We start from the raw sequence: 23,628 nt of genomic DNA on the forward strand, positions 1-23,628 counted from the left end.
GCCGTGGCCGGTCGCGCGGCTTCCCGCGCCCCTCGGGCGCGGGACCGGCGCTCACTTGAGGTACGCGAGGCCGGGATGGACCTCGAGGTAGCCCTCGAGCAGTCTGCGGGCCACGTTGACCGAGTCGACGAGGGGATGCAGCGCGAACGCCTTCACGGCCGTCTGCCGGGAACCGGAGTCGGCGGCGGCGAGCACCTCGCGCTCGACGGCCTTGACCGAGCAGACCAGCCCGGTGGCGTGCCCGGGGAGCGGGGTGACGGCGACCGGGTGGGCGCCGCCGGCGTCGACCAGGCACGGGACCTCGATCACCGCGTCGGCGTCGAGCGCCGGAAGCGTGCTCGCGTTGCGCACGTTGAGGATCAGCGTGGTCCGCTCGTCGCGGGCGATGGCCCGCATCAGGGCGAGCGCCACCTTCTCGTAGCCGCCGGACAGGTCGTCGTCCTCGCGCTCGCCCGCGCCGGCACTCTCCCGGTTCTCGGCCATGTAGGTGGCCTCGCGTTCGGCACGGGTCCGGTGCCAGGCCCGCAGTGCGGAGCGGTCCGTGCGCAGGGCGTCCGCGTAGAACCGGGCCTGCTGGTCGCGCAGGAAGGCACCCCGGGTCTGCTCGGCCTGCCGGTAGGCGCGCACGGCCTCCCGGTTGAAGTAGTAGTAGTGCAGGTACTCGTTGGGGATGGCGCCGAGCGACTGCAGCCAGCCGGCGCCGAACAGCCTTCCCTCCTCGAAGGAGCCGAGCAGGGCGGGGTCGGCCAGCAGACGCGGGAGTTCGTCGCGTCCGGCCACGCGCAGGCCGCGCACCCAGCCGAGGTGGTTGAGGCCGACGTAGTCGACGAAGGCCTCCTCGGGATCGGCGCCGAGGACACGGGCGATGCGCCGGCCCAGGCCGACGGGCGAGTCGCAGATGCCGATGACCCGGTCGCCCAGGTGCCGGGACATGGCCTCGGTGACCAGGCCGGCCGGGTTGGTGAAGTTGATGACCCAGGCGTCCGGGGCGAGGCGGGCCACCCGCTCGGCGATGCCGACGGCGACGGGGACGGTCCGCAGTCCGTAGGCGATCCCGCCCGCACCGACGGTCTCCTGGCCGAGCACCCCCTCGGCGAGCGCCACCCGCTCGTCGTGCGCCCGGCCCTCCAGGCCGCCGACGCGGATCGCGGAGAAGACGAAGTCGGCGCCCACGAGCGCCTCGTCGAGGTCGGTGGTGGCGGTCACGCGGGGCGCGTCGGGGATACCGGCGGCCTGTTCGTCCAGCACCCTGGTCACCGCGTGCAGGCGACGGTCGTCCAGGTCGTGCAGGACGACCTCGGTGACCCGCCCCTCGGCGTGGTCGCTCAGCAGGGCACCGTACACGAGCGGCACCCGGAACCCGCCACCGCCCAGAATCGTCAGCTTCACGTCTGCACCCTTCCCCGGACTCGCGCCACGACCACCTCGGCACCGGCCTCGCGCGGGGCGGACCGGGTGGCCGCATCCACCGGCGACCCGGTCACGACACGAGCGTCCCGTCCACCGGACATGGGCGGCTTCGGCGTCCCACCATCCTGCACCGTCACCGGACGCGCGCGCCGTCGGGGCGGCCCGGCGGGCACGGGATCGCCTGCCGCTGACCGGTGCCGGTCCGGACACGCTCGCGGACCACTGCGCGGCCATCGAGTCAACGCCGGGCCTTCAGGGCGGCTTCATCCGGGAGTTCCTGGCCCACGGAATCGTGCAACGCGTGAGCGAGGGAAGACCGGCCGGGCGCTTGGGCGCCCCACACGACAGCGGTGTCGCCGCGCCCCGACGCCCCCGGGCGCACGGCGACGACGGCGGTGGTGCGGTGCGCGACGGCGGCGGTGCGGTGCGCGACGGCCGGTTCGACGTGGCCGGAGCCGCCCTCGGCAGTCGCTCCCCCGGGCCGGCCCCGTACGAGGGCCGGGACATCGCCGCGCCGGTGCGCATCGACTGCTACCAGCACGAGGGCATCGTCCTCGGCAACCAGCAGCGCGTCCGGGGCCTGGCCTGGCTGGCCGGCGAGTGGGAGCTGGCCCTCGCCGACGGCCGCAGGCTCACCGGTGCCGCCCGGCTGCCCGATCTGCGGCCCGGCGAGACGGCGGCGGTACCGCTGCCCTTCGGAGTGCCGCGCGACGGCGGCGAGGCCTGGCTGACGCTGCGGGTGACCGTGGCGCGGGAACAGCCGGGGGCGCCGCGCGGGACCGAGGTGGGTGTGAGCCGGGTACGGCTGCGCGGGGCCGCCCCGCTCGGGACGCGTCTTGCACAACCGCCGCCGAGGCCCGGCGGCCGGCACGACGGACCGCATTCCACCCCGTCCGGGCCGTCCACCTCGTCCACGTTGTCCGAGCTGTCTGAGCTGTCTGAGCTGTCCGGGCCGTCCGTGCTGTTCGAGCTGTCCGAGACGTCCGTACTGTCCGTGCCGGACGCCACCGGCCGCGCGGTCCTGCTGGACGAGCCCCGGCAGGCCCCGGTGGCCCGGCGCCGCGCCGAGGGACGGACGGCCACGGCACGGCACGACGCACCCGTGCCGACCGGCTGCGCGGTGCGCGTGGACGCGCCGCACCGGGGACCGGACCCGGTGCCGTACGCCCCCGCCCTCGGTCCTCACCCTCAGCACTCCCCCGCCCTCCCCGTCACCTGACCCCACCTCCCTCACGGAGCGCACGTGTGTACGTCGCATGACCCCCAGGGCGAGGCCGCAGGCCGGTGCCGGAAGACGCGGTTTCCTCAGGGCCACCGCACTCCTGGGTGCCGCCGCCACGGCCGGTGTCGCCCTGCCGGCCGCCGCGCAGCCGGCCCGGGCGGCCGAACGGGCCGGCCGGCGGCCCGACACGGACAGCCGCCGGTTCACGCTCGCGGTGATGCCCGACACCCAGTACCTGTTCGACGGTCCCAGCATCCACCCGGCGCCGCTCGAGGCCTCGTTGCACTATCTCCTGGAGCACGGCGAGGAGGACGACATCGTCTTCCTGGCCCACCTCGGCGACCTCACCCAGAACGGCTCCGAGGAGGAATTCGCCGCGATCGGCGAGGCGTTCGCGGTCCTCGACCGGTGCGGTGCCGGCTACAGCGTGCTGGCCGGCAACCACGACATCAGGTCGTCGACGGACGACCAGCGCGGCTCGACGCCGTATCTGGACACCTTCGGGCCGCGACGGTTCAGGAACAGCCCGACGTTCGGCGGCGCCTCCGCGGACGGCTACAACACCTGTCACCTGTTCCGGGCCGCCGGCCGCGAGTGGATGGTGCTCGCCCTGGACTGGCGGCTGTCGGCGGAGGGGTACGCCTGGGCCAAGGACGTGCTCAGCCAGCACCCGACGACGCCGGTCGTGCTCACCACGCACGAACTCGTCGCGGGCGACGACGAGTTGTCGGCGTACGGGCAGCAGTTGTGGGACCAGCTCATCGCGGACCACGACCAGATCTTCCTCACGCTGAACGGCCACTTCTGGCCGGCGGGGCGCGCAACCCGCAAGAACGCGGCCGGCAACGACGTGCACCTGCACCTCACCAACTACCAGAACCGCTACTTCGGCGGCGCGGCCATGATCCGCCTCTACCACTTCGATCTGGACCGGAACGTCATCGACGTGGAGACGGTCTCGCCCTGGATCCTCGGCCGGGCGGGCCAGGGCCTCAACGAACTGGAGCGGCAGGAGATCGAGCTCAGCGGCGACGCGGACCGCTTCTCGGTGGGGATCGACTTCGCCGCCCGGTTCTCCGGCTTCGACCCGGTGCCGGCCCGCCCGGGCCGGCCTGCCTCGAAGATGCTCGTCCGGGGCACGGTCGCGTACTGGCGCTTCGAGTCGCCCGTCTCCGGCGGCGTCCGCGACCTGTCCGGCCAGGGCAACGACCTCACCCTCGTCAGCGTGGGCGGCGGCACGCTCGGCTGGTCCGGCGACCACCACCCCGACCAGCCCGGCCACGGCAGCCTGGAGTTCCAGGGCCACAAGTCGCCGCTGCGGGGGGCGTACCTGAGGACGGTCGACGGCGCACCGCTCAACTCGGCCACCTTCAGGGCGGGCTACACCATCGAGGCGTTCTGCCGCCTGCCCGCCGACTGGGACCCGGACCACAACGCCTGGTCCGGCGTCGTCAACCGTACGGGCACGGGTGGCGCGGCCGGGAAGACCGCCGACGACCCGGACGAGCCGCTGGCCACCCTCTCGTTGTCCGACGACCGCGAGCCGCAGTGGGCGATGCGTCCGCTCGACCAGGAGGGCATCGCCACCAACTGGGGCCAGGAGACGCCGCTGGAGACCTGGCGGCACCTCGCGGTGGTGAACGACGGCAGGCACACGACCCTGTACGTCGAGGGCTGCCCCGTCGTCCGCAACCCGGTGGCGGACGCGGTCGGCATCACGTCGGTCGGACTGCCGTGGCTGCTCGGCGGCTACGAGTACGCGGGGAAGATCGACCAGATCCTGTACGGCCGCCTCGGCGACGTCCGCATCGTCTCCAGGGCGCTGCCCGTCACGTCCTTCATGACCCACTGACCCCCGGTACGCCCGGCGCCCCCGGTACGCCCGGTGCTCCCGGGTGCTCCCCGACCGTCGGTCACGATCCGCCCCGTCCGGTGCCTGACGGACAGCGGGCGCCGGGTCCGGCTCAGCCTCACCACCGGCGCACGTACGACCGGGTACGGCGGGTCCTCGCGGAGTCGCAGCAGGGTGGCCGGCCAGGCGTGCCGGAGTTCAGCGGACCGCCACGGCCTCCGTCCGGGGTGTCGGGGTTCAGCGCCGGGCTTCCACGGCCGCGGCCAGGATGCGGTGCAGGACGGAGACCGGGATCGCCGGGTTGGTGACGGCTGCGCATGCCGTGTCGCGGTCGTGCAACAGCCCGGCCAGGACGCGGGCCGGCAGCCGCGGATTGCGCACCGCGGTGCCGCGGACGCAAGCCTCCGGGTCGTTCAGCAGCCGCACCGCGTCGGCCGGTGACAGCCGCGGGTCCTCTGCCGCGCGGCGGCGCACCTCGGCTTCGGGATCCCGTGCCAGGCGTGCGACGTCGGCCGGTGTCGACTCCGGATCGTCCAGGGCCAGGCGACGCATCCGCCCGCTGGGGTCGGCGGTATAGCGCAGCAGGCCCGCACGGGGGAAGTTGGGGTGGCTGCGGGGCCGGTCGGGGTGGCTGAAGCTGCCGCCCCACCAGCGCCAGACCTCCAGCAGCATGTCGGCCGGCGCGTCCTCGCACGATTCGGCGAGGAACAGGCGGACCACCCGGTCCCCGTCCCGTGCCAGGCGCGCCACGACATCCGGCGGGAGGTGCCGGGCCCGGGCCACACTGCGGCGGACCAGCGGGTGGGACGACGCGGCGAGACGGCGCATCGCGTCGGCGTCGCCGTGCAGGTCCTCGACCCAGGGCAGGGTGTGCGACATCGACGTCGGGTCGAAGTCGTGGCGCACCCCGGCACGTTGCTCCTCGGTGAGGTCGGGGCGCAGCGCCACCGCGGAGCGGACGTCGTCCTGCGGGTCCTCCGCCAGCACGGCGACGCCGTGCGCGCCCAGGCCCGGGTTGGCGGCCAGCGCCCGACGTACCTCCGCGTCCCCGTTCCGGACCAGCTCCTCCTCCAGCTCGGGCGCGAGGCGGCACCGTTCGAGCGCCCGCCGCGGGTCGGGCAGGTCGGCGAAGACCTCGCGAGGCATGGGTACGCCGGTGTGGTGGGCGAGCAACGCAGCCGTGCGCACCACGTAGTCGGTGTCGGCCAGCAGCCGCTCCCGCAGCGGCGCGGCGAGGTCCTCCCACCGGGCACAGGCAGCCGCCCGCACCCGGGGATCGGCGTCGGCCGCGAGGTCAGGGAGGTGCTGCGCGGGGAGCCCCGGGAGTTCGGCGGCTCGCGCACGGGACGGACCGGCGAGGAGGTCGTCGTACAGGTCCCCGGGGAGTTCGGCGCCCCAGATGCAGGCGAGCTCCGCCCAGAGCACGCGTCGATGCGGCGACGGCTCGGCGCGGACCAGGTGTACCCACTGATCGGACGTGAGCTTGGGCCGGAAGGTGTCGGCGGCCCTGGACCGCACCCGCGGATCGGGGTGCGCCACGGCGGCGTCGAGGACGGCGGGCCGGTCGCATCCGTGCAGGAAGCCCTCCTCCACATCCAGCAGCCGGATCAGCAGTTCGTCCGTCGCGGCCGGGTTGGACCCGATCCCCTCCGCCCAGTGCAGAGGCCACGCGCGTCGGCCGGGCACCGCCGCCCACACCTCGGCACGCTCGACCTCCGTCTCACGCCCGGCGGCCTCGGCGGCCTCCTCCAGCCGCTCCGGCAGTCGGTCGAGGGCCGTCACCCGGGGTCCGCCCGCGCCGGGCACCTCCGCCAGCAGCACCTGCCCGTCGGGGGAGAGCGCCACGAACCCGGGGGCTCCGGTCAGCTCCGGCACGCCGCTCCCGGCGTGCCGGACCCGGGTCCACCAGGAGTCGTTGCCGCCGATCCGGTGCCCGAGGACGGCCACGAGGAACTCGCCGCCGGCATCGCGAAGACGGCGCCACCACGCGGCTTCGAGCGCTTCCCGGGCCGCGCCGTCCGGCGCCGCGATTCCGCGCGCGATCCGCCAGCCGGCTTCAGGCGGCAACAGGCCGCCCGCGGGGACGTCCCCGACGACCGTGAGTCCGGCGCGTGCGAGTAGCTGGTGAAGTTCCTCTGGGTGCTGCACGCGGTCATGATCCCCGCCGGCCTCGCGGTGGGACAAGGCCGTCAGCCCAGGCCCAACCGGCCCTCCGGACGGACCGCCCCTGCCCTTGACGAGCGTGCGTCACGCTCCTCCCGGAGGCCGTTCGTCTCGGGGTGAGTGCCTCCCGGGCAGGGCAACCTGGCGTGGCGAAGGCATGTGTCGAGATGTCTGAAGCCGTGCTCGTTGCGGCTCGAGCAACCTTCGCGAGCGCCGGGCGGTCTTGCCGGATGCCGAGGCAGCGCCATGCCGACGCACCGTCGTACGGGCGGAAGACGACATGCCGAGTGCCTGAGTGAGGGTGGAGATGACGAATCCGAGCACCGTCGTGACGTGGGTGGACGCACGCGAGAGTCTCCCCCGGAGCGGTACACCGGTGGCAGCGGCGATCACGGGCCGCTACCCGGCCGACGACGCCGGCGAGTCCGGTGACGCGTTGGGTGAGGAGTTCTGGCTGGTGAGGCCGATGTACTTCACGACCCTGCACTGGAGCGAGGACGGGGCTGAACACCGAGACTGCTTCGTCGACTCCGACGGGGTCGTCCGTCTGCCCTACGGCCGTGCCGGTGCGGAAACCGTGACCCACTGGGCCGAGCTGCCCACCCTGCCAGGCGGGAACACGCACATCCTTCTCGGAAAAGACGTGCCGTCAGCTCTCCAGACCGCATGGGGCACGCGTCCCGGCATATGACCCACAGCTCCCCCCAGCGGATGCCTCGGCCACCTGGTCGGCAGGACAGCTCTGGCGCCCCCCGTCATGCCCCCTCGGCGGTGAGCCGACCGACCGCTCGGATGACCTGCCGGCGGCTGGCCAACCTACGGGCGAGGGCGGCCATCACCCGTCCGGGTGGCGCCAGGAGACAGGGCCAGCACCCGCAGACCGGCGCCGCGCGACTCCTCCCACAGCGCCTCGGTGAGGCTCAGCACGAATGCTTTGGCCGCCCCGTAGAGCGAGACTGGCGAACCCAGCGTTGTCGACCAAGCTGGTGACCTGCAGGCCGAGCAGATCCACCAGCGTGGCCAGGGTCTGGCCGGGGTTGTCCGTGGCCAGGTCCATCGCCACCACGTCGACCCGGATCGGATGGAGTGCGCGCAGCTCGGCGGCCAGTTCTTCTGCTGCGACCTGCGATCCAAGGCGATCGCCGCGACGGCCTTCGCCTGCGTGGACACGGCAACCGAGCTCTGGGCCGAACACGAAGGACGGCTCGTCCTGGCCGACCTCTACCACCAGTGCCTCGCAGCGGTGCGGGGCACCGACTCAGGCGCGCACCTCCTCCCCCATCACGAAGGCCCTCGGCTACCCCGACCGGACCGCCACCCGTCTCGTCACGGAAGCCAGCGGAGCCCGGAGCCGATACGCTCCCTGGGGAGCACGCACGGTGAGGGTCAGCCCCTGACAGACCGTGCGATGCGAAAGCCCACGTCGTCGACCTGGAAAGTCGGGTGGCTGCGGCGGCGCACGGAGGCCCGGCAGCTCCAGTGCTCGTCGAACCAGCCGCCGCCGCGCAGCACCCGGTAGGTGCCGTAGACCTCGGCGTCGTAGACGTCCCAGCACCACTCCCAGACGTTGCCGAGCATGTCGTACAGGCCCCACGGGTTCGGCCGCTTGCCGCCCACGTCATGCACTCGTTCCTGCGAGTTGCCGCGATACCAGGCGACCTCGTCGAGCGGCCCGTAACGCGGTCCGGTCGTCCCGGCACGGCAGGCGTGTTCCCACTCGGCCTCGGTCGGCAGCCGGTACCCATCGGCCGACGGATCCCACGCGATGCCTTCACCCTCGGCGGGGAAGCGGTAGGCGGGTGTGAACCCGTCACGCCGCGACAGGGCGTTGCAGAACCGGACCGCGTCCCACCAGGAAACTCCCTCCACGGGTGACTGGTCCTCCGGAGAGGTCCCCGGCCGCTTCCCGGTGATGTGTGCGTACAGCGCCTGAGTCACCTGGAACGCCGCCAACCGGTATGGCGCAAGCTCGAGCGACCAACTGCGTTCTGTCCGCCGGTCCGACAGCATCACCTGCCCCGGCGGAACGGCGATCATTTCGCTTCCTACGCCCGTGTCCATCAGCAGGTAACCCTAATGCGCGCGGGGCATCTCACGGGCGCCGGGCCGGCGGCCGGAACGACGCGAGCGGTGACCGTCGACGCTCGCCGATGATCCGTTCACCCGAGGCGGCAAAGCGATCTGAGCCGGTAAGGGAGGCTTCACCCCCTGAACTCCCTTGCGAAGCACAGGACTTTATTTGTTTCAAGCCTTGACGGCCGTGGGGGCGGGGAGCACATTGGCGGCACCGTGAGAGCGCTCTCAGAGAGCGTGAGGGCGCCCTGCGAGGCTCCCCGCACACCCCACCCGTATCCGAGAGGCCTCCCCCATGACCGCATCCTCCGGCACAGCAAGACCCCGCCCCCTGCGGCGCGCGCTCGTCGCCGTCGTCGCCACGCTCGGCCTGGCCGCCGCGGTCGCCACGGCGGCCACCTCGCCCGCGGGCGCCACCGCCCCCGCACCTCCCTCGGGCTGGAACCAGGTCTTCCTGGACGACTTCAACGGTGCGGCCGGCTCGGGCGTCAGCACGTCGAACTGGCAGTACGACACCGGGACTTCGTACCCGGGCGGGGCCGCGAACTGGGGCACGGGCGAGGTCGAGACGATGACGTCGAGCACGAACAACGTCTCGCTCGACGGCAACGGCGACCTGCTCATCACCCCGCGTCGCGACGCCGCCGGCAACTGGACCTCCGGCCGCATCGAGACCACTCGCACCGACTTCCAGCCCCCGGCCGGTGGCAAGCTGCGCGTGGAGGCCCGTATCCAGATGCCTGACGTGACCGGGAACGCGGCCGCCGGCTACTGGCCGGCGTTCTGGATGCTGGGCGCGCCGTACCGCGGCAACTACCAGAACTGGCCGAGCGTCGGTGAGCTGGACGTCATGGAGAACGTCCAGGGCCTGAACAAGACCTGGGCCACCATGCACTGCGGCACCAACCCCGGCGGCCCCTGCAACGAGACGACGGGCCTCGGGAACTCGACGGCCTGCCCCAACTCCACCTGCCAGTCGGGCTTCCACACGTACACGATGGAGTGGGACCGCTCGGTGAGCCCGGAGGCGATCCGCTTCTCCGTCGACGGCGTGAACTACCAGACGGTCACGGCGAACCAGATGGACGCGACGACCTGGGCCAACGCCACGAACCACGGCTTCTTCGTCATCCTGAACGTGGCGATGGGCGGCGGCTTCCCCGGTGCGTTCGGCGGCGGCCCGACCGGTGCCACCGAGTCCGGCCACCCGATGGTCGTCGACTACGTGCAGGTCCTGCAGTCCTCGGGCAGCGGCGGCGGCACCACTCCCCCGCCCCCCGGCAACCGCGACGCCTACAGCGCCGTCCAGGCCGAGTCCTACGACGGCCAGTCCGGCATCGCCACCGAGCCCACCACGGACACCGGCGGCGGTCAGGACGTCGGATACATCGCGAACGGCGACTGGGCGCTGTACAAGGGCGTGAACTTCGGCTCCACACCGGCCACACAGTTCTACGCACGCGTGGCGAGCGGTGCCGCGTCCGGGGTGAGCGGCCTGGTCGAAGTACGCCTGGACAGCCGGAGCAACGCGCCCATCGGCAGCTTCGCGGTCGGCAACACCGGAGGCTGGCAGAGCTGGAGAACGGTCCCGGCCAACATCGCCGCCGTGACCGGAACGCACGACGTCTACCTGACCTTCAGCAGCGGCCAGCCGGCCGACTTCGTGAACGTCAACTGGTTCGACTTCGGCCACTGAGCGCCCGGTGCCGGGGGCTGACCTGCGCGTACGGGTCAGCCCCCGGAGCCGCTTACACCGCCACCGGCGGTCGTGGCATCGACGGCTCGCCTCGCCGGGTGCGACGGCGTCAAGTTCCCTCTGCAGATCCGGTCCTCCCTGGTCACCAGCCGCCACCTGCCGGAATTCGGCCACGGGGCCGTCCTTGCGCGCCCTCCGCTCGAGGTGACGTCCGCCCCCGGTTCGGGCTGCTGTCCGCCGCGGGTCGCGGGCACATCGCAGGGACGGCGACGGCCCGGTGCCTGCGCCGACAGCACGTCGGACGTCGCCACGTCTCGCCGGTCGGGTGGCGACTTTCTGCCGGCTGGCCGAAGCCCGCCGCCCTCGTCGTCTTGTGCCTGCAGGTGCAGGTTGACAGATTCCCCACGGTCCGGGCGCCGCTGGGGGATCGGCGCCCCCTCCTTGGTTCCCCGAGTTCTTCTGCAAGAAGTGGAGTGCCCATGAAACGGCGGAGACGAGCGATCGCTCGCGGCCTCGCCACCATAGCCGGGGCGGCCGTACTGCTCGGCACACCCGTGGAGTACGCGTCGGCCACCGGCGGGCGGACCCCGGCGGCCGGCACCGGCGCGAGAGGTCCGTCCGCCGGGACCGCTCTGCCCTCCCCGCCCGGATCCTCGGCGCTCGGTCCGTGGCGCTCGTTCCTCAAGCCCACGCCCGCGCAGTCGGCGAAGCCCGGCTCCCATCAGGTCCTTGTGGTGCTCGGCAACGACACCCACGTGACCGGCGAGTCCCTGGGCACACAGCGCAATCTGCACGTGCACACCCCGTTGACCTCGGACGACACGGTCAACACCGCCCTCCACCGGGCCCACGCCGTCTCCTTGCGGCCCCTGCTGCCGGGTCTCACGGACGCCCAGGCCCGGCAGTTGCACTCGGCCGCCCGGGCGAAGCTGGGCCCCACGGCGATCGATCTGTCCAAGGTCCAGGTCGTCCAACTGGCCGGCGGCGACCCCTCGGCGGCTGCCCGGACACTGGCCGCCGCTCCCGGTGTCGTCTACGCCGAGCCCGACCGGACCGTCTCTCCCATGAACACCGGCGCCGTACCGCTGCCCCCATCGGTGCGCGCCGCGGCCGGCAGGGCCGGCTCGCCGGCGAAGGACCAGGACGGCGGCGCCACCGGCGCCGACGGTGTGCCCGGCAACGCGGCTCTCGGCACCTCGCTGCAGAGCTTCCTCAACGCCGGTGGCGTCGACGCGACGGGCGCCTACAGCCTGCTGAAGCGGAAGTTCGACCAACTGCCGGGCGCCGGGGAGACCATCACCAACGTCTCGGTCGGCGACCTGACGGACGCGTCGACGCCGCACCTGGGCCCTGCGGGGCCGACGACCGTCGTCCAGAACGGCCGGCGGTACCTGGACATCCCCACGATGCCCTTGATCCCCACCTACACCGCGGACGGAACCGGCGCACTCGACCCGACCGGCTCGACCCAGGGGCAGGACGCCGCGCTGGGTGAGGTGCTGCTGGACTTCTCCGTGATGGCGCCGCTGCCGCACGACCTGCAGCGCCCGGGCATGCAGGGCAGTGGGCCCTCCGACCTGCTGGGCATCGCCCCGGGGGCCGACTACCGGCTCGTCGTCCCGCAGCAGCCGACGTTCAGTCAGATCGCGGTGGCCCTGCTGGCCGCGGCCCGGCAGACGCCGCGGCCCGACGTGATCACCGCCAGCCTGGGCTACGGCACCGACGCCTACGGTGTCGCCGGCCGCTACCTGGAGGACGACCCGGTCCAGCAGTCCGTGATCGCGTCGATCGTGCAGCAGTACGGCATCACCATGGTGGTCTCGTCGAACGACGGGACCAGGCTGTACACCAACGCCGCAGTCGGGCCCGACGGCGGCAGCACCCCGACCGACGTGGCGCGCCGGGCCGCCGACGCCACCAGGATCGACGACGACCAGCTGTCGACCACGCCCAGCAGGGTCCTGGACTCCGGCTCGATCGCCGCGGGCGGCACCACGACCGACGACACGCTGTCCGTTCCGCCGCAGAACGGCTCGGCCGCCTCGGGCAACGGGACCTGGGCGACCACCAGGCTCAACGGCTCCGGGGGCTTCTCCTCGGGATTCGGCACGCGCGTGGACGTCTCGGCGCCCAGTGACGCGATCCCCGCCTTCGAACACCAGGGGCAGACCGCGCAGTCGGTCGCGGAGGTCCTCAACGGAGGCACTTCGGCGTCCGCGCCCGAGATCGCGGCCGCCGCCGCGGTCGTGCTGCAGGCCTCGCGGCTGACCGGGCAGCACCCGTCGCCGCAGGACGTCCGTTCGCTGCTGGAGCGCACCGGCCGGGCCGTACCCACGCCGCCGCAGATCGACCGGCCGCTGCACGTCGGTCCGCAGCTCGACGTCACCGCCGCGGTGCAGGCGGTCCTGGACCAGGCACACGGCGGCGGGGCCGGCGCGGGCACGCCCCGGATCGTCCGGCTCTCGGTGGCGCATCGCCAGACCACGGGCGGGCTCGGCGGCTCCTATCTGGAAGCCACCGATCCCGGACGCATCGACCTGGCGGGACCGGGCACGGGCGCCGGCGCCACCGGGGAGGGCCTGGTGGGGCCCGTGACCATCGGTGCCGACGTGACCGGCCTGCCCGACCGGCGGGGCGTCAGCTACGCCCTGCGCATCGGGAACCACGAGTTCACCTCCGACGCGCCGGCGATCCGGCTGACCCCCACGCAGATGCTGACGGCGGCGGGACTGCCGGTCCTCTCCACGACGGACCGTCAGCTCTCGCTCACCTTCGAGGTGCGCCACGGTCACCAGGTGCTGGCCTCCGCCGCCCACGAGCTGACCTTCGGGCCCACCGACGGGGGCTACGCCGAGGCACTCGCCCCGGTGGTCCGGCCGGTGGTCGAGGCGGGGCGCTCCGTGCGGGTGAGCTACGACCTCACCGGAGTGCGGAAGGTCAGCTCGCCCCAGTTGGTCGTGTCCGGAGTCGGCCACTGGAACCCCGCATCGGCGCCCATCTTCTCCCCCGCCTACACCGCCCCGCTGACGGGACTTCGCGGCACGGTCACCGTCCCGGCCGACGCGTTCTCCGCCGGCGGCGGCATCTACGGGATCGGTATCCTCCAGAACCCCACAGGCAGCTCCAAGCGCGGCCCGGTGTACGGCGAGTTCGCCTCGATCCGGGTCGACGGCGGCTCCCCCTCGCAACGCCCGGCGGCGCCGACACTGGCCGCGAAGGCATCCGGGGAGTTCGGCCACCTGCTGGAGATCGACCGGGCCGCACCGAAGTTCTCGGTGCACTACGACGTGTCGCGGGTCGAGGGCGCCACCGGCACGCTGCTGGAGTTCTCCGCGCCCGGACCGAACATGTACAACTCGTACAACATGGTCAGCAACCAGAACGGCACCACCCGCGACCACGACGGGGTGGACAGCCCGGCCACGCTCGACCGTTCCTTCCAGGGCACGCGAGGTACCGCGGACCTCGACGCCCGCGCGCTCGAACTCCCCTCCTCGGTCGCCTACGACCTGCGGGTGTTCGCCGTCGACCGGCAAGGCAGAACCGTCGGGCAGGCTTCGCCGACGTCCCTGCTGGCCTACGACGACGGGGTGGCCCCCGACGGCACGAACCTGACCGACTTCGCGATCGTCCCCGGCGGTACGTCGGTCGCGGCGGTCGAAAGCCCCACGGGTGAGGGCTCGGTGTACGACTACGACACGGCCACCGGAACCTACGGACGCAAGCTGACGAGCGATCCGGCGTACGGATCCGTCTACGAGGTGTTCGGCGTCGACTCCGGGCACCGCACGCTGGTCCTGCACAAGCAGACCACCACCGGCGAGCAGTGGCTCGAGACCTACGACACGAGCACCGGCCAAACGGTCGGCAGCCCCGTCCGGGTCGACGACCAGTACGTCGTGACGGGCGGACGGGTGGACACCGAGCGCCACCGCGCAGCGGTGCTCGCCTACCGGTCGGGCGACCGGGCGGGCTTCGTCCTGCCCGTGGACACGGCGACCGGCGCCATGGGCACCCCCCTCCAGCTCGACCCCACCCCGGACGGGAGGACCTCGTACGGGCTTCTGGACGTGGACGAGTCGACCGGCGTCTTCTCCGCGCAGCTGACCGGGAGCACCGTCAACTGCCTGGCCTCCGTGGGAGGCGGCACCGTGGCCACCGTCGACCTCGACAGCGGAACGGTCACCCACAGCCAGGGGGGAACCCCGTGCGCCGGGGACCTCGCCTCCGACCAGAAGGGCAACCTCTACGAGACGTGGTACCACTCCTACAGCGTCAACTTCGCCGGCACGGCATACTTCGCACAGTTGCCCGGCGGGGACCCGGTGAACATCGGAACGGCGCAGACACCCCTCGCGCTCGCCGTCGACGGCGAGCACCAACTCGCCCTGTTCGCCTTCCGGTTCCCGGACCTGAAGCCGACGGGCGGCTACCAGCAGTACGGCTTCGGTGACAACAACGCCACCGGCCGCATCGCCGTGGTCGACCTGAGGACGGGCCGGACGGTGGGCGCGGTCACCGGCGTCGAGTACCCGCTGTTCGGCTCCTGGAACGGCAGGCTGCAGAACCATCGCGAGCGCGTCGTCCAGCTCGACCCGGCGACCCGGACCGGCTGGACGTACGCAGCCGACGGCAGCCAGATCCAGCAGTTCACCTACTGATCGGGCACGCAGCTCGACCACCCGGGTCCGCGGGCGCCACAGCGCCCGCGGACCTTCGGCGTTCCCGGGACCGAGCGCTGAACCGCTCAGCGCAGTTCGGCCCGGAACACGGCCGGTGTCTGCCCGGTGTGCAGCTGGAAGAACTTGGTGAAGTTGGCCGCGTCGGGGAAGCCCACGGCAGCCCCGACGCGGCCGATCGGCATGTCCGTGTGGGCGAGGAGGCGTTTGGCCTCCAGGACGACGCGTTTGTCGATGAAGCCCTTGGGGGTCTCGCCGGTGGCGGCGCGGACGGCGCGGACCAGGGTGCGACGGGAGTAGCCGAGGGCGTCGGCGTAGGCGCTGACGCTGTGGTTGGTGGCGAAGCCGTGCTCGACGGCGTCGCGGAAGCGGGTGAAGGTGCTGTCCGTCTGCTGCCGGCCGGTCGGCGCGGAGCTGGCCGCGAGGTGGGCGAGGCGCAGCAGGCACGCGGTGAGGGTGTGCCTGAGGACAGCGGTGTGCAGGCTGAGGGGGAGCGTCGCCGTGTCCTCGTACTCGCGGCGCAGCTGGTCGAGCGAGGCCTGCAGGGCGGCACGGCGGGCCCGGTCGGGGCGCAGCAGGGGCGGGAGGTCGTAGCGGTACAGGCCGGTGGCCTCGACGGTGACACGGGGCAGGAAGCCGGGCTGCATGGTCAGAACGGTTCCGCGGTACACGGACTCACGGGAGAAGCGGTGGACCTGTCCGGGGCGGATCCACAGCAGGTCGCCGGCCGTGGCCTCGTACTCGGCGAAGTCGATCATGTGCCGTACGGGGCCGTCGGTGAACAGCATGACGACATGGAAGTCGATGCGGTGGACACGGTGCAGAGGGGCGTCGGCGTGCCAGGTGTGGTCCGTGCCCATGGGACCGATCTGCATGCCGACGCCGCCGACGGCCAGCTCGGCCGGGAAGGGGAAGGTTCTGATTCCGTCGTGGCCCGTAGGACCTTCGCCGGTTTGCGGCGTTGCGTCAGCCATGTCCTCTTCGTGCCGTCCCTGTCGCGCGATCACTGTCCCAGATTCACCACAGGCTGACACACCCCCACCTTCCGTCGAAAAAGTCAGACTTTTAAGTTTGAACGCGCCAGGCCAGAAATCTCGCACTGAACGAGGACTTCTTGAAGATGACCACGCAGACCTCCGATGGCTTCGAGTGGACGGACCTCGACCGGCGTGCCGTGGACACCGCCCGTCTCCTGGCGGCCGACGCGGTGCAGAAGGTGGGCAACGGACACCCCGGTACGGCGATGAGCCTGGCACCCGCCGCATACACGATCTTTCAGAAGGTGATGCGTCACGATCCCGCCGACCCAGAGTGGACCGGCCGGGATCGTTTCGTTCTCTCCCCCGGGCACACCTCGCTGACCCTGTACACCCAGCTGTTCCTCTCGGGCTACGAGCTGGAGCTGGAGGACCTGAAGGCCTTCCGCACGCACGGCTCGAAGACGCCCGGCCATCCCGAGTACGGCCACACCGCCGGCGTCGAGACCACCACCGGCCCGCTCGGCCAGGGCGTCGCCAACGCGGTCGGCATGGCGATGGCCGCCCGCTACGAGCGCGGCCTGTTCGACCCGGAGGCCCCCGCGGGCGCCTCCCCGTTCGACCACACCGTCTGGGCGATCGTCTCCGACGGCGACCTGGAGGAGGGCGTCTCCGCGGAGGCCTCCTCACTCGCCGGTCACCAGAAGCTCGGCAACCTCGTCTTCCTCTACGACGACAACCACATCTCCATCGAGGGCGACACCGCCACCGCGTTCTCCGAGGACGTGCTGCAGCGGTACGAGGCCTACGGCTGGCACACCCAGCGCGTCGAGCCCACCGCCGACGGCGACATCGACGTACCCGCCCTGTATGCGGCGCTGAAGGCCGCGCAGGCCGAGACCGAGCGGCCCTCGATCATCGCGATGCGCACGATCATCGCCTGGCCCGCGCCGAACGCGCGGAACACCGAGGCCTCGCACGGCTCCGCGCTCGGCGAGGAGGAGATCGCCGCCACCAAGCGCGCCCTCGGCTTCGATGCGGAGCGGACCTTCCAGGTGGACGACGAGGTGCTCCGGCACACCCGCGGGGCGCTGGACCGGGGCGCCGAGGCGCACGCCGCCTGGGACAAGCGGATCGCCGAGTGGCGCGCCGCGCAGCCGGAGCGCGCCGAGCTGTTCGAGCGCGTGAGCAAGGGCGAGCTGCCCGAGGGCTGGGAGGACAGCCTCCCGGTGTTCGAGGAGGGCAAGTCGGTCGCGACGCGTGCCGCCTCGGGCAAGGTGCTGCAGGCTCTCGGCCCGGTGATCCCCGAGCTGTGGGGCGGCTCCGCCGACCTCGCCGGCTCCAACAACACCACCATCGACAGGACCAGCTCCTTCCTGCCGCGGGGCAACCCGCTGCCCGAGGCCGACCCGTACGGCCGTACCGTGCACTTCGGCATCCGCGAGTTCTCCATGGCCGCGGAGATGAACGGCATCGCCCTGCACGGCAACACCCGTATCTACGGCGGCACCTTCCTGGTGTTCTCCGACTACATGCGCAACGCCGTGCGGATGTCGGCGCTGATGCAGCTGCCGGTGACGTACGTCTGGACCCACGACTCCGTCGGCCTCGGCGAGGACGGCCCCACCCACCAGCCGGTCGAGCACCTGGCCTCGCTGCGCGCCATCCCGGGCCTGAACGTCGTCCGCCCGGCCGACGCCAACGAGACCGCGGTGGCCTGGGCCGAGATCCTGAAGAGGCACGCCACCGACCCGGCACCGCACGGGCTCGCGCTCACCCGCCAGGGCGTGCCGGTGTACGCGCCGAACGAGGACGCGGCCAAGGGCGGCTATGTGCTGCGCGAGTCCTCGACCGAGGTCCCGGAGGTGGTCATCATCGCGACGGGCTCCGAGGTGCAGCTGGCCGTGGCCGCGCGGGAGCAGCTGGAGGCCGAGGGGATCGGCACCCGGGTGGTGTCCATGCCGTCCGTGGAGTGGTTCGAGGAGCAGCCACGCGAGTACCGGGACCGCGTGCTGCCGCCGGCCGTGAAGGCTCGGGTCGCCGTGGAGGCCGGCATCGGTCTGACCTGGTACCGCTACCTGGGCGACGCGGGACGCATCGTCTCCCTCGAGCACTTCGGTGCCTCCGCGGACGCCACGACCCTGTTCGCCGAGTTCGGCTTCACCCCCGACAACGTCGCCGCGGCGGCCCGCGCCTCGCTCGCCGCCGCGCGCGCCTGACACCGACGCCCGACAACGATCCGAAAGAAGAATGATCACTGTGACCGAAGCAATCGCGACCCCGGGAGCCCTCAAGCTCCTCGCCGACGAGGGCGTGTCCATCTGGCTGGACGACCTGTCGCGGAGGCGGATCACCTCGGGCAGCCTCGCCGAGCTGGTGGCGAGCGGCAGCGCCGTCGGCGTCACGACGAACCCGTCGATCTTCCAGGCCGCCATCGGCTCCGGAGAGGGCTACGAGGAGCAGCTCGCCGACCTCGCCGCGCGCGGGGTGACGGTGGACGAGGCGGTGCGCATGATGACGACCGCCGACGTGCGCGACGCCGCCGACATCCTGCGCCCGGTGTACGACGGCACGGACGGCCGTGACGGCCGGGTCTCCATCGAGGTCGACCCGCGCCTGGCCCACCGCACCGAGGCGACCGTCGCCGAGGCCAAGCAGCTGGCCTGGCTGGTCGACCGTCCCAATGCGATGATCAAGATCCCGGCGACCGAGGCGGGTCTGCCGGCGATCACCGAGGTCATCGGGCTCGGCATCAGCGTCAACGTGACCCTGATCTTCTCCCTGGAGCGCTACCGCGAGGTCATGGCCGCCTACCTGGCCGGCCTGGAGAAGGCCCGCGCGCGTGGCATCGACCTCTCGACGATCCACTCGGTGGCGTCGTTCTTCGTCTCCCGCGTGGACTTTGAGATCGACAAGCGGCTGACCGCCCTCGGCACCGACGAGGCCCTGGCCCTCAAGGGCCGCGCGGCCCTCGCCAACGCCCGGCTCGCCTACGAGGCGTACGAGGAGGTCTTCGCCTCCGGCCGGTGGTCGGCGCTCGCCGAGGAGAAGGCGAACAAGCAGCGTCCGCTGTGGGCGTCCACCGGTGTGAAGGACCCCACGTACAAGGACACCCTGTACGTGGACGAGCTGGTCGCGCCGGGCACCGTCAACACGATGCCGGAGGCCACGCTGAACGCCGTCGCCGACCACGGCGAGATCACCGGCGACACGGTGACCGGCGGCTATGCGCAGGCCCGCGCCGACCTGGACGCCCTCGAGCGCCTGGGTGTCTCCTACGACGAGGTCGTCCAGCAGCTGGAGGACGAGGGCGTCGCCAAGTTCGAGGCGGCCTGGCAGGAGCTGCTGGACGCCGTAGCGAAGTCCCTGACGAGCAAGGGAGTTGACGCCCGATGACCGAGCACGCACCCGCCCAGGCACCCGCACCCGAGGCGGTGCGGGTCCCGGTGGCCCCGGCCGCCGGCTGGGAGAACCCGCTCCGGGACACCCGCGACCGCCGGCTCCCCCGGATCGCCGGTCCGTCCGGCCTGGTCATCTTCGGGGTGACCGGTGACCTGTCCCGCAAGAAGCTGATGCCGGCGGTGTACGACCTGGCCAACCGCGGTCTGCTGCCACCGGGCTTCTCCCTGGTGGGCTTCGCGCGCCGGGACTGGGAGGACCAGGACTTCGCCCAGGTCGTCCACGACGCGGTGCGCGAGCACTCCCGCACCCCCTTCCGTGAGGAGGTGTGGCAGCAACTCGCCGAGGGCATGCGGTTCATCCCCGGCGACTTCGACGACGACACCGCGTTCAAGCAGCTCAAGGACGCCGTCGACGAGCTGGACGCCTCCCGCGGCACCGGTGGCAACTTCGCCTTCTACCTCTCGGTGCCGCCGAAGTTCTTCCCGAAGGTCGTGCAGCAGCTGAAGAAACACGGCCTGGCGAACCCGCCGGAGGGCTCCTGGCGGCGCGCGGTCATCGAGAAGCCGTTCGGCCACGACCTGGCCAGCGCCCGCGAGCTGAACGCGATCGTGCACGAGGTGTTCGAGCCGGACCAGGTGTTCCGCATCGACCACTACCTCGGCAAGGAGACCGTCCAGAACATCCTGGCGCTGCGCTTCGCCAACCAGATGTACGAGCCGATCTGGAACCGGTCGTACGTCGACCACATCCAGATCACCATGGCCGAGGACATCGGCATCGGCGGGCGCGCCGGCTACTACGACGGCATCGGCGCCGCCCGTGACGTCATCCAGAACCACCTGCTGCAGCTCATGGCGCTGACCGCCATGGAGGAGCCGATCGCGTTCGACGCGGAGGCGCTGCTCACCGAGAAGCTGAAGGTGCTGAAGTCGGTGCGGCTGCCGGCGGACCTCGGCAGGCACACCGTGCGCGGGCAGTACGCGGCCGGCTGGCAGGGCGGTGAGAAGGTCGTCGGTTACCTCGAAGAGGACGGCATCGACCGGCAGTCGAAGACCGACACCTACGCGGCGATCAAGCTGGAGGTCGACAACCGCCGCTGGGCGGGCGTCCCCTTCTACCTGCGCACCGGCAAGCGCCTCGGCCGCAGGGTCACCGAGATCGCCGTGGTCTTCAAGCGGGCCCCGCACTCCCCCTTCGACTCCACCGCCACGGAGGAGCTGGGCCAGAACGCGATCGTGATCCGTGTCCAGCCGGACGAGGGCATGACCGTGCGGTTCGGGTCCAAGGTGCCGGGCACGTCGATGGAGATCCGGGACGTGTCGATGGACTTCGCCTACGGCGAGTCGTTCACCGAGTCCAGCCCGGAGGCGTACGAGCGGCTCATCCTGGACGTGCTGCTCGGGGACGCGAATTTGTTCCCCCGTCACCAGGAAGTGGAAGAGTCCTGGAAGATCCTCGACCCGATCGAGGAGTACTGGGCGGCGCACGGCAGGCCGGCGCAGTACGCGTCGGGCGGCTGGGGACCGAGGGAAGCGGACGAGATGCTCGCACGAGACGGACGGAGCTGGCGCAGGCCATGAAGATCGACCTGACCGACACCACGGCAAGCAAGATCAACAAGGCGTTGGTGCAGGGCCGCCGCGCCATCGGCACCCCGGCCGTGGGCATGGTCCTGACGATGGTCATCGTCACGGACGAGGAGAACGCCTACGACTCGCTCAAGGCCGCCGAGGAGGCCTCGCACGAGCACCCCTCGCGGACCCTGGTCGTCATCAAGCGGCACGCCCGCACCCTGCGCGACCGCACCCACTCCCGGCTCGACGCCGAGGTCCGGGTCGGCTCCGAGGCCGGCACCGGCGAGACGGTCGTGCTGCGCACCTACGGCGAGGTGTCCGACCACGCCGACTCGGTCGTCCTGCCGCTGCTGCTGCCGGACGCGCCCGTCGTCGTGTGGTGGCCGGTGGAGGCGCCCGACACCCCGTCGCAGGACCCGCTCGGCGCGCTGGCCCAGCGGCGTATCACCGACCTGTACGCGGTCGAGCGGCCGATGGAGGTCCTGCAGACCCGCGCCCGCAACTACGCCCCGGGCGACACCGACCTCGCCTGGACCCGGCTCACGCTGTGGCGGTCGATGCTGGCCGCCGCCCTGGACCAGGCCCGGGCGAAGGTGATCTCGGCGGCCGTCGAGGCCGAGGCGGACAACCCGAGCGCCGAACTGCTGGCCCGCTGGCTGGAGGCCCGGCTGCACGTGCACGTGGACCGGGTGGTCACCGCGGGTCCGGTGGTCACGGCCGTACGCCTCGGCACTGCCAACGGCGACGTCGTCATCGACCGCCCCGAGGGCCCGCTCGCGACGCTGACCCTGCCGGGCCAGCCGCCGCGCACCCTGGCGCTGAAGGTCCGCCCCACCTCCGAACTCATCGCCGAGGAGCTGCGCCGCCTCGACGCCGACGAGATGTACGCCATCGCCCTCAAGGGCGAGGCCGCCAAGGAGAACGCCTGAGATGGCAGAGTCCGAGTTCCCGAAGCTCACCAACCGGCCCGAGTGCACGGCCCTCGCCGACCACCGCGCCGAGGGGCAGCCGCACCTGCGCGAGCTGTTCGCGGCGGACCCCGGCCGCGCCGAGCGGTATGTCGTACGGGTCGGCGACCTGTACATCGACTACAGCAAGCACCTGATCACCGACGAGACCCTCGCCCTGCTCCAGGAACTCGCCGCCGCCACCGGCGTGTTCGCGCTGCGCGACGCCATGTTCCGCGGCGAGAAGATCAATGTCACCGAGAACCGCGCGGTGCTGCACACCGCGCTGCGCGCCGCCCGGGACGCGGTGGTCGAGGTCGACGGCGAGAACGTCGTGCCCAAGGTGCACGCCGTACTCGACAAGATGGCCGGCTTCGCCGACCGGGTCCGCTCCGGCGAGTGGACCGGCCACACCGGCAGGCGGATCAGGAACGTCGTCAACATCGGCATCGGTGGCTCCGACCTCGGTCCCGCCATGGCCTACGAGGTCCTGCGCCCCTACACGGCACGGGAGTTGACGTTCCGTTTCGTGTCGAACGTGGACGGCGCCGACCTGCACGAGGCCACCCGGGACCTGGACCCGGCCGAGACGCTGTTCATCGTCGCGTCCAAGACGTTCACCACGATCGAGACGATCACCAACGCCACCTCGGCGCGCTCCTGGCTGCTGAAGGCCTTCGAGGGCGACGAGAAGGCCGTCGCCCGGCACTTCGTGGCCCTGTCGACCAACGCCGAGAAGGTCACCGAGTTCGGCATCGACCCGGACAACATGTTCGAGTTCTGGGACTGGGTCGGCGGCCGGTACTCGTACGATTCGGCGATCGGCCTGTCCCTGATGATCGCCATCGGCCCCGACCGGTTCCGGGAGATGCTCGACGGCTTCCGGCTGATGGACGAGCACTTCCGCACCGCGCCCGCCGAGGCCAACGCGCCTTTGCTGCTGGGCCTGCTGGGCATCTGGTACGGCAACTTCCACGACGCCCAGTCGCACGCGGTGCTGCCGTACAGCCACTACCTGTCGAAGTTCACCGCCTACCTCCAGCAGCTGGACATGGAGTCCAACGGCAAGTCGGTGCAGCGCGACGGGAAGCCGGTGGACTGGCAGACCGGCCCGGTGGTGTGGGGCACGCCCGGCACCAACGGCCAGCACGCCTATTACCAGTTGATCCACCAGGGCACCAAGCTGATCCCGGCGGACTTTATCGGCTTCGCCCGGCCCGTCGGCGAGCTGAGCGCTGAACTCAAGGCGCAGCACGACCTGCTGATGGCCAACTTCTTCGCCCAGACCCAGGCGCTCGCCTTCGGCAAGACTGCCGAGGAGGTCCGTGCGGAGGGCGTGCCCGAGGAGCAGGTGACGCACCGCACCTTCCGCGGCGACCACCCCACCACCACGGTCCTCGCCGGCGAGCTGACCCCGTCCGTGCTCGGTCAGCTGGTCGCCCTCTACGAGCACAAGGTGTTCGTGCAGGGCGCGGTGTGGAACATCGACTCCTTCGACCAGTGGGGCGTGGAGCTGGGCAAGGTGCTGGCCAAGCGGGTCGAACCGGCCCTCACCCAGGGCGCCGACGTACCCGGCCTCGACCCGTCCACCACGGCCCTGGTCGCCGCCTACCGCACGCTTAGGAAGTGAATC

General features: G+C 72.0%; 12 protein-coding genes and 2 pseudogenes. 10 read left to right on the plus strand and 4 right to left on the minus strand.

Features of this window, described 5'->3' with window-relative positions; genetic code table 11:
* Nucleotides 1–51: 51 nt before the first annotated feature.
* A complete protein-coding gene (locus tag ABZ919_RS02150) occupies nucleotides 52–1,389 on the minus strand; it encodes a 6-phospho-beta-glucosidase (protein WP_361241378.1) in 1,338 nt (445 codons plus the stop codon).
* Between the two features lie 229 nt (nucleotides 1,390–1,618).
* Here ABZ919_RS02150 and ABZ919_RS02155 point away from each other — a divergent pair.
* Both ABZ919_RS02155 and ABZ919_RS02160 read left to right on the plus strand, forming a co-directional pair.
* Nucleotides 1,619–2,233: pseudogene (locus ABZ919_RS02155) on the plus strand (beta-galactosidase domain 4-containing protein); the annotation flags it as partial.
* 420 nt (nucleotides 2,234–2,653) lie between these two features.
* A pseudogene (locus ABZ919_RS02160) lies at nucleotides 2,654–4,484 on the plus strand (LamG-like jellyroll fold domain-containing protein).
* Between the two features lie 237 nt (nucleotides 4,485–4,721).
* On the opposite strand, the gene ABZ919_RS02165 reads toward ABZ919_RS02160, so the two are convergent.
* A complete protein-coding gene (locus ABZ919_RS02165) occupies nucleotides 4,722–6,632 on the minus strand; it encodes a hypothetical protein (protein WP_361241381.1) in 1,911 nt (636 codons plus the stop codon).
* Between the two features lie 322 nt (nucleotides 6,633–6,954).
* Between ABZ919_RS02165 and ABZ919_RS02170 the strand changes: the two genes are divergently transcribed.
* Nucleotides 6,955–7,338, plus strand: coding sequence for an AQJ64_40280 family protein (locus tag ABZ919_RS02170; protein WP_361241384.1), 384 nt, complete (start codon nucleotides 6,955–6,957; stop codon nucleotides 7,336–7,338).
* A 695-nt stretch (nucleotides 7,339–8,033) separates the two neighbouring features.
* On the opposite strand, the gene ABZ919_RS02175 is transcribed toward ABZ919_RS02170, so the two are convergent.
* Entirely contained in the window at nucleotides 8,034–8,708 is a 675-nt protein-coding gene (locus ABZ919_RS02175) for a formylglycine-generating enzyme family protein (RefSeq protein WP_361241387.1), read from the minus strand.
* 307 nt (nucleotides 8,709–9,015) lie between these two features.
* On the opposite strand from ABZ919_RS02175, the gene ABZ919_RS02180 reads away from it, so the two are divergent.
* Nucleotides 9,016–10,416, plus strand: coding sequence for a glycoside hydrolase family 16 protein (locus ABZ919_RS02180; protein ID WP_361241390.1), 1,401 nt, complete (start codon nucleotides 9,016–9,018; stop codon nucleotides 10,414–10,416).
* 479 nt (nucleotides 10,417–10,895) lie between these two features.
* Nucleotides 10,896–15,077 (plus strand): S8 family serine peptidase, encoded by a 4,182-nt coding sequence (locus ABZ919_RS02185; protein WP_361241393.1) that lies wholly within the window; start codon nucleotides 10,896–10,898, stop codon nucleotides 15,075–15,077.
* A gap of 86 nt (nucleotides 15,078–15,163) precedes the next feature.
* On the opposite strand, the gene ABZ919_RS02190 is transcribed toward ABZ919_RS02185, so the two are convergent.
* Nucleotides 15,164–16,069 (minus strand): AraC family transcriptional regulator, encoded by a 906-nt coding sequence (locus ABZ919_RS02190; protein ID WP_361241396.1) that lies wholly within the window; start codon nucleotides 16,067–16,069, stop codon nucleotides 15,164–15,166.
* Between the two features lie 146 nt (nucleotides 16,070–16,215).
* On the opposite strand from ABZ919_RS02190, the gene tkt reads away from it, so the two are divergent.
* From tkt to pgi, 5 genes are read left to right on the plus strand one after another with little or no spacing between them, the layout of a single operon-like run.
* Nucleotides 16,216–18,291 carry a transketolase gene (gene tkt, locus ABZ919_RS02195; protein ID WP_361241399.1) on the plus strand — a complete coding sequence of 692 codons (2,076 nt, stop codon included), beginning with the start codon at nucleotides 16,216–16,218 and terminating at the stop codon, nucleotides 18,289–18,291.
* 31 nt (nucleotides 18,292–18,322) lie between these two features.
* On the plus strand, nucleotides 18,323–19,468 hold the full coding sequence (gene tal, locus ABZ919_RS02200) for a transaldolase (RefSeq protein WP_361241402.1): 1,146 nt from the start codon (nucleotides 18,323–18,325) through the stop codon (nucleotides 19,466–19,468).
* Nucleotides 19,465–21,054: a glucose-6-phosphate dehydrogenase gene (gene zwf, locus ABZ919_RS02205; RefSeq protein WP_361241405.1), complete on the plus strand. Its 1,590-nt coding sequence runs from the start codon at nucleotides 19,465–19,467 to the stop codon at nucleotides 21,052–21,054. The genes tal and zwf overlap by 4 nt, the downstream gene beginning before the upstream one ends.
* On the plus strand, nucleotides 21,051–21,977 hold the full coding sequence (opcA, locus tag ABZ919_RS02210) for a glucose-6-phosphate dehydrogenase assembly protein OpcA (RefSeq protein ID WP_361241407.1): 927 nt from the start codon (nucleotides 21,051–21,053) through the stop codon (nucleotides 21,975–21,977). Before zwf ends, opcA begins: the two co-directional genes overlap by 4 nt.
* A 1-nt stretch (nucleotide 21,978) precedes the next feature.
* Nucleotides 21,979–23,625, plus strand: a complete 1,647-nt coding sequence (pgi, locus tag ABZ919_RS02215) for a glucose-6-phosphate isomerase (RefSeq protein WP_361241410.1) — start codon at nucleotides 21,979–21,981, stop codon at nucleotides 23,623–23,625.
* The last annotated feature ends 3 nt before the right edge of the window (nucleotides 23,626–23,628 follow it).

This window comes from Streptomyces sp. NPDC046759 (genome assembly GCF_040645475.1).
In the GTDB taxonomy this organism is placed as follows: Bacteria; Actinomycetota; Actinomycetes; order Streptomycetales; family Streptomycetaceae; genus Streptomyces.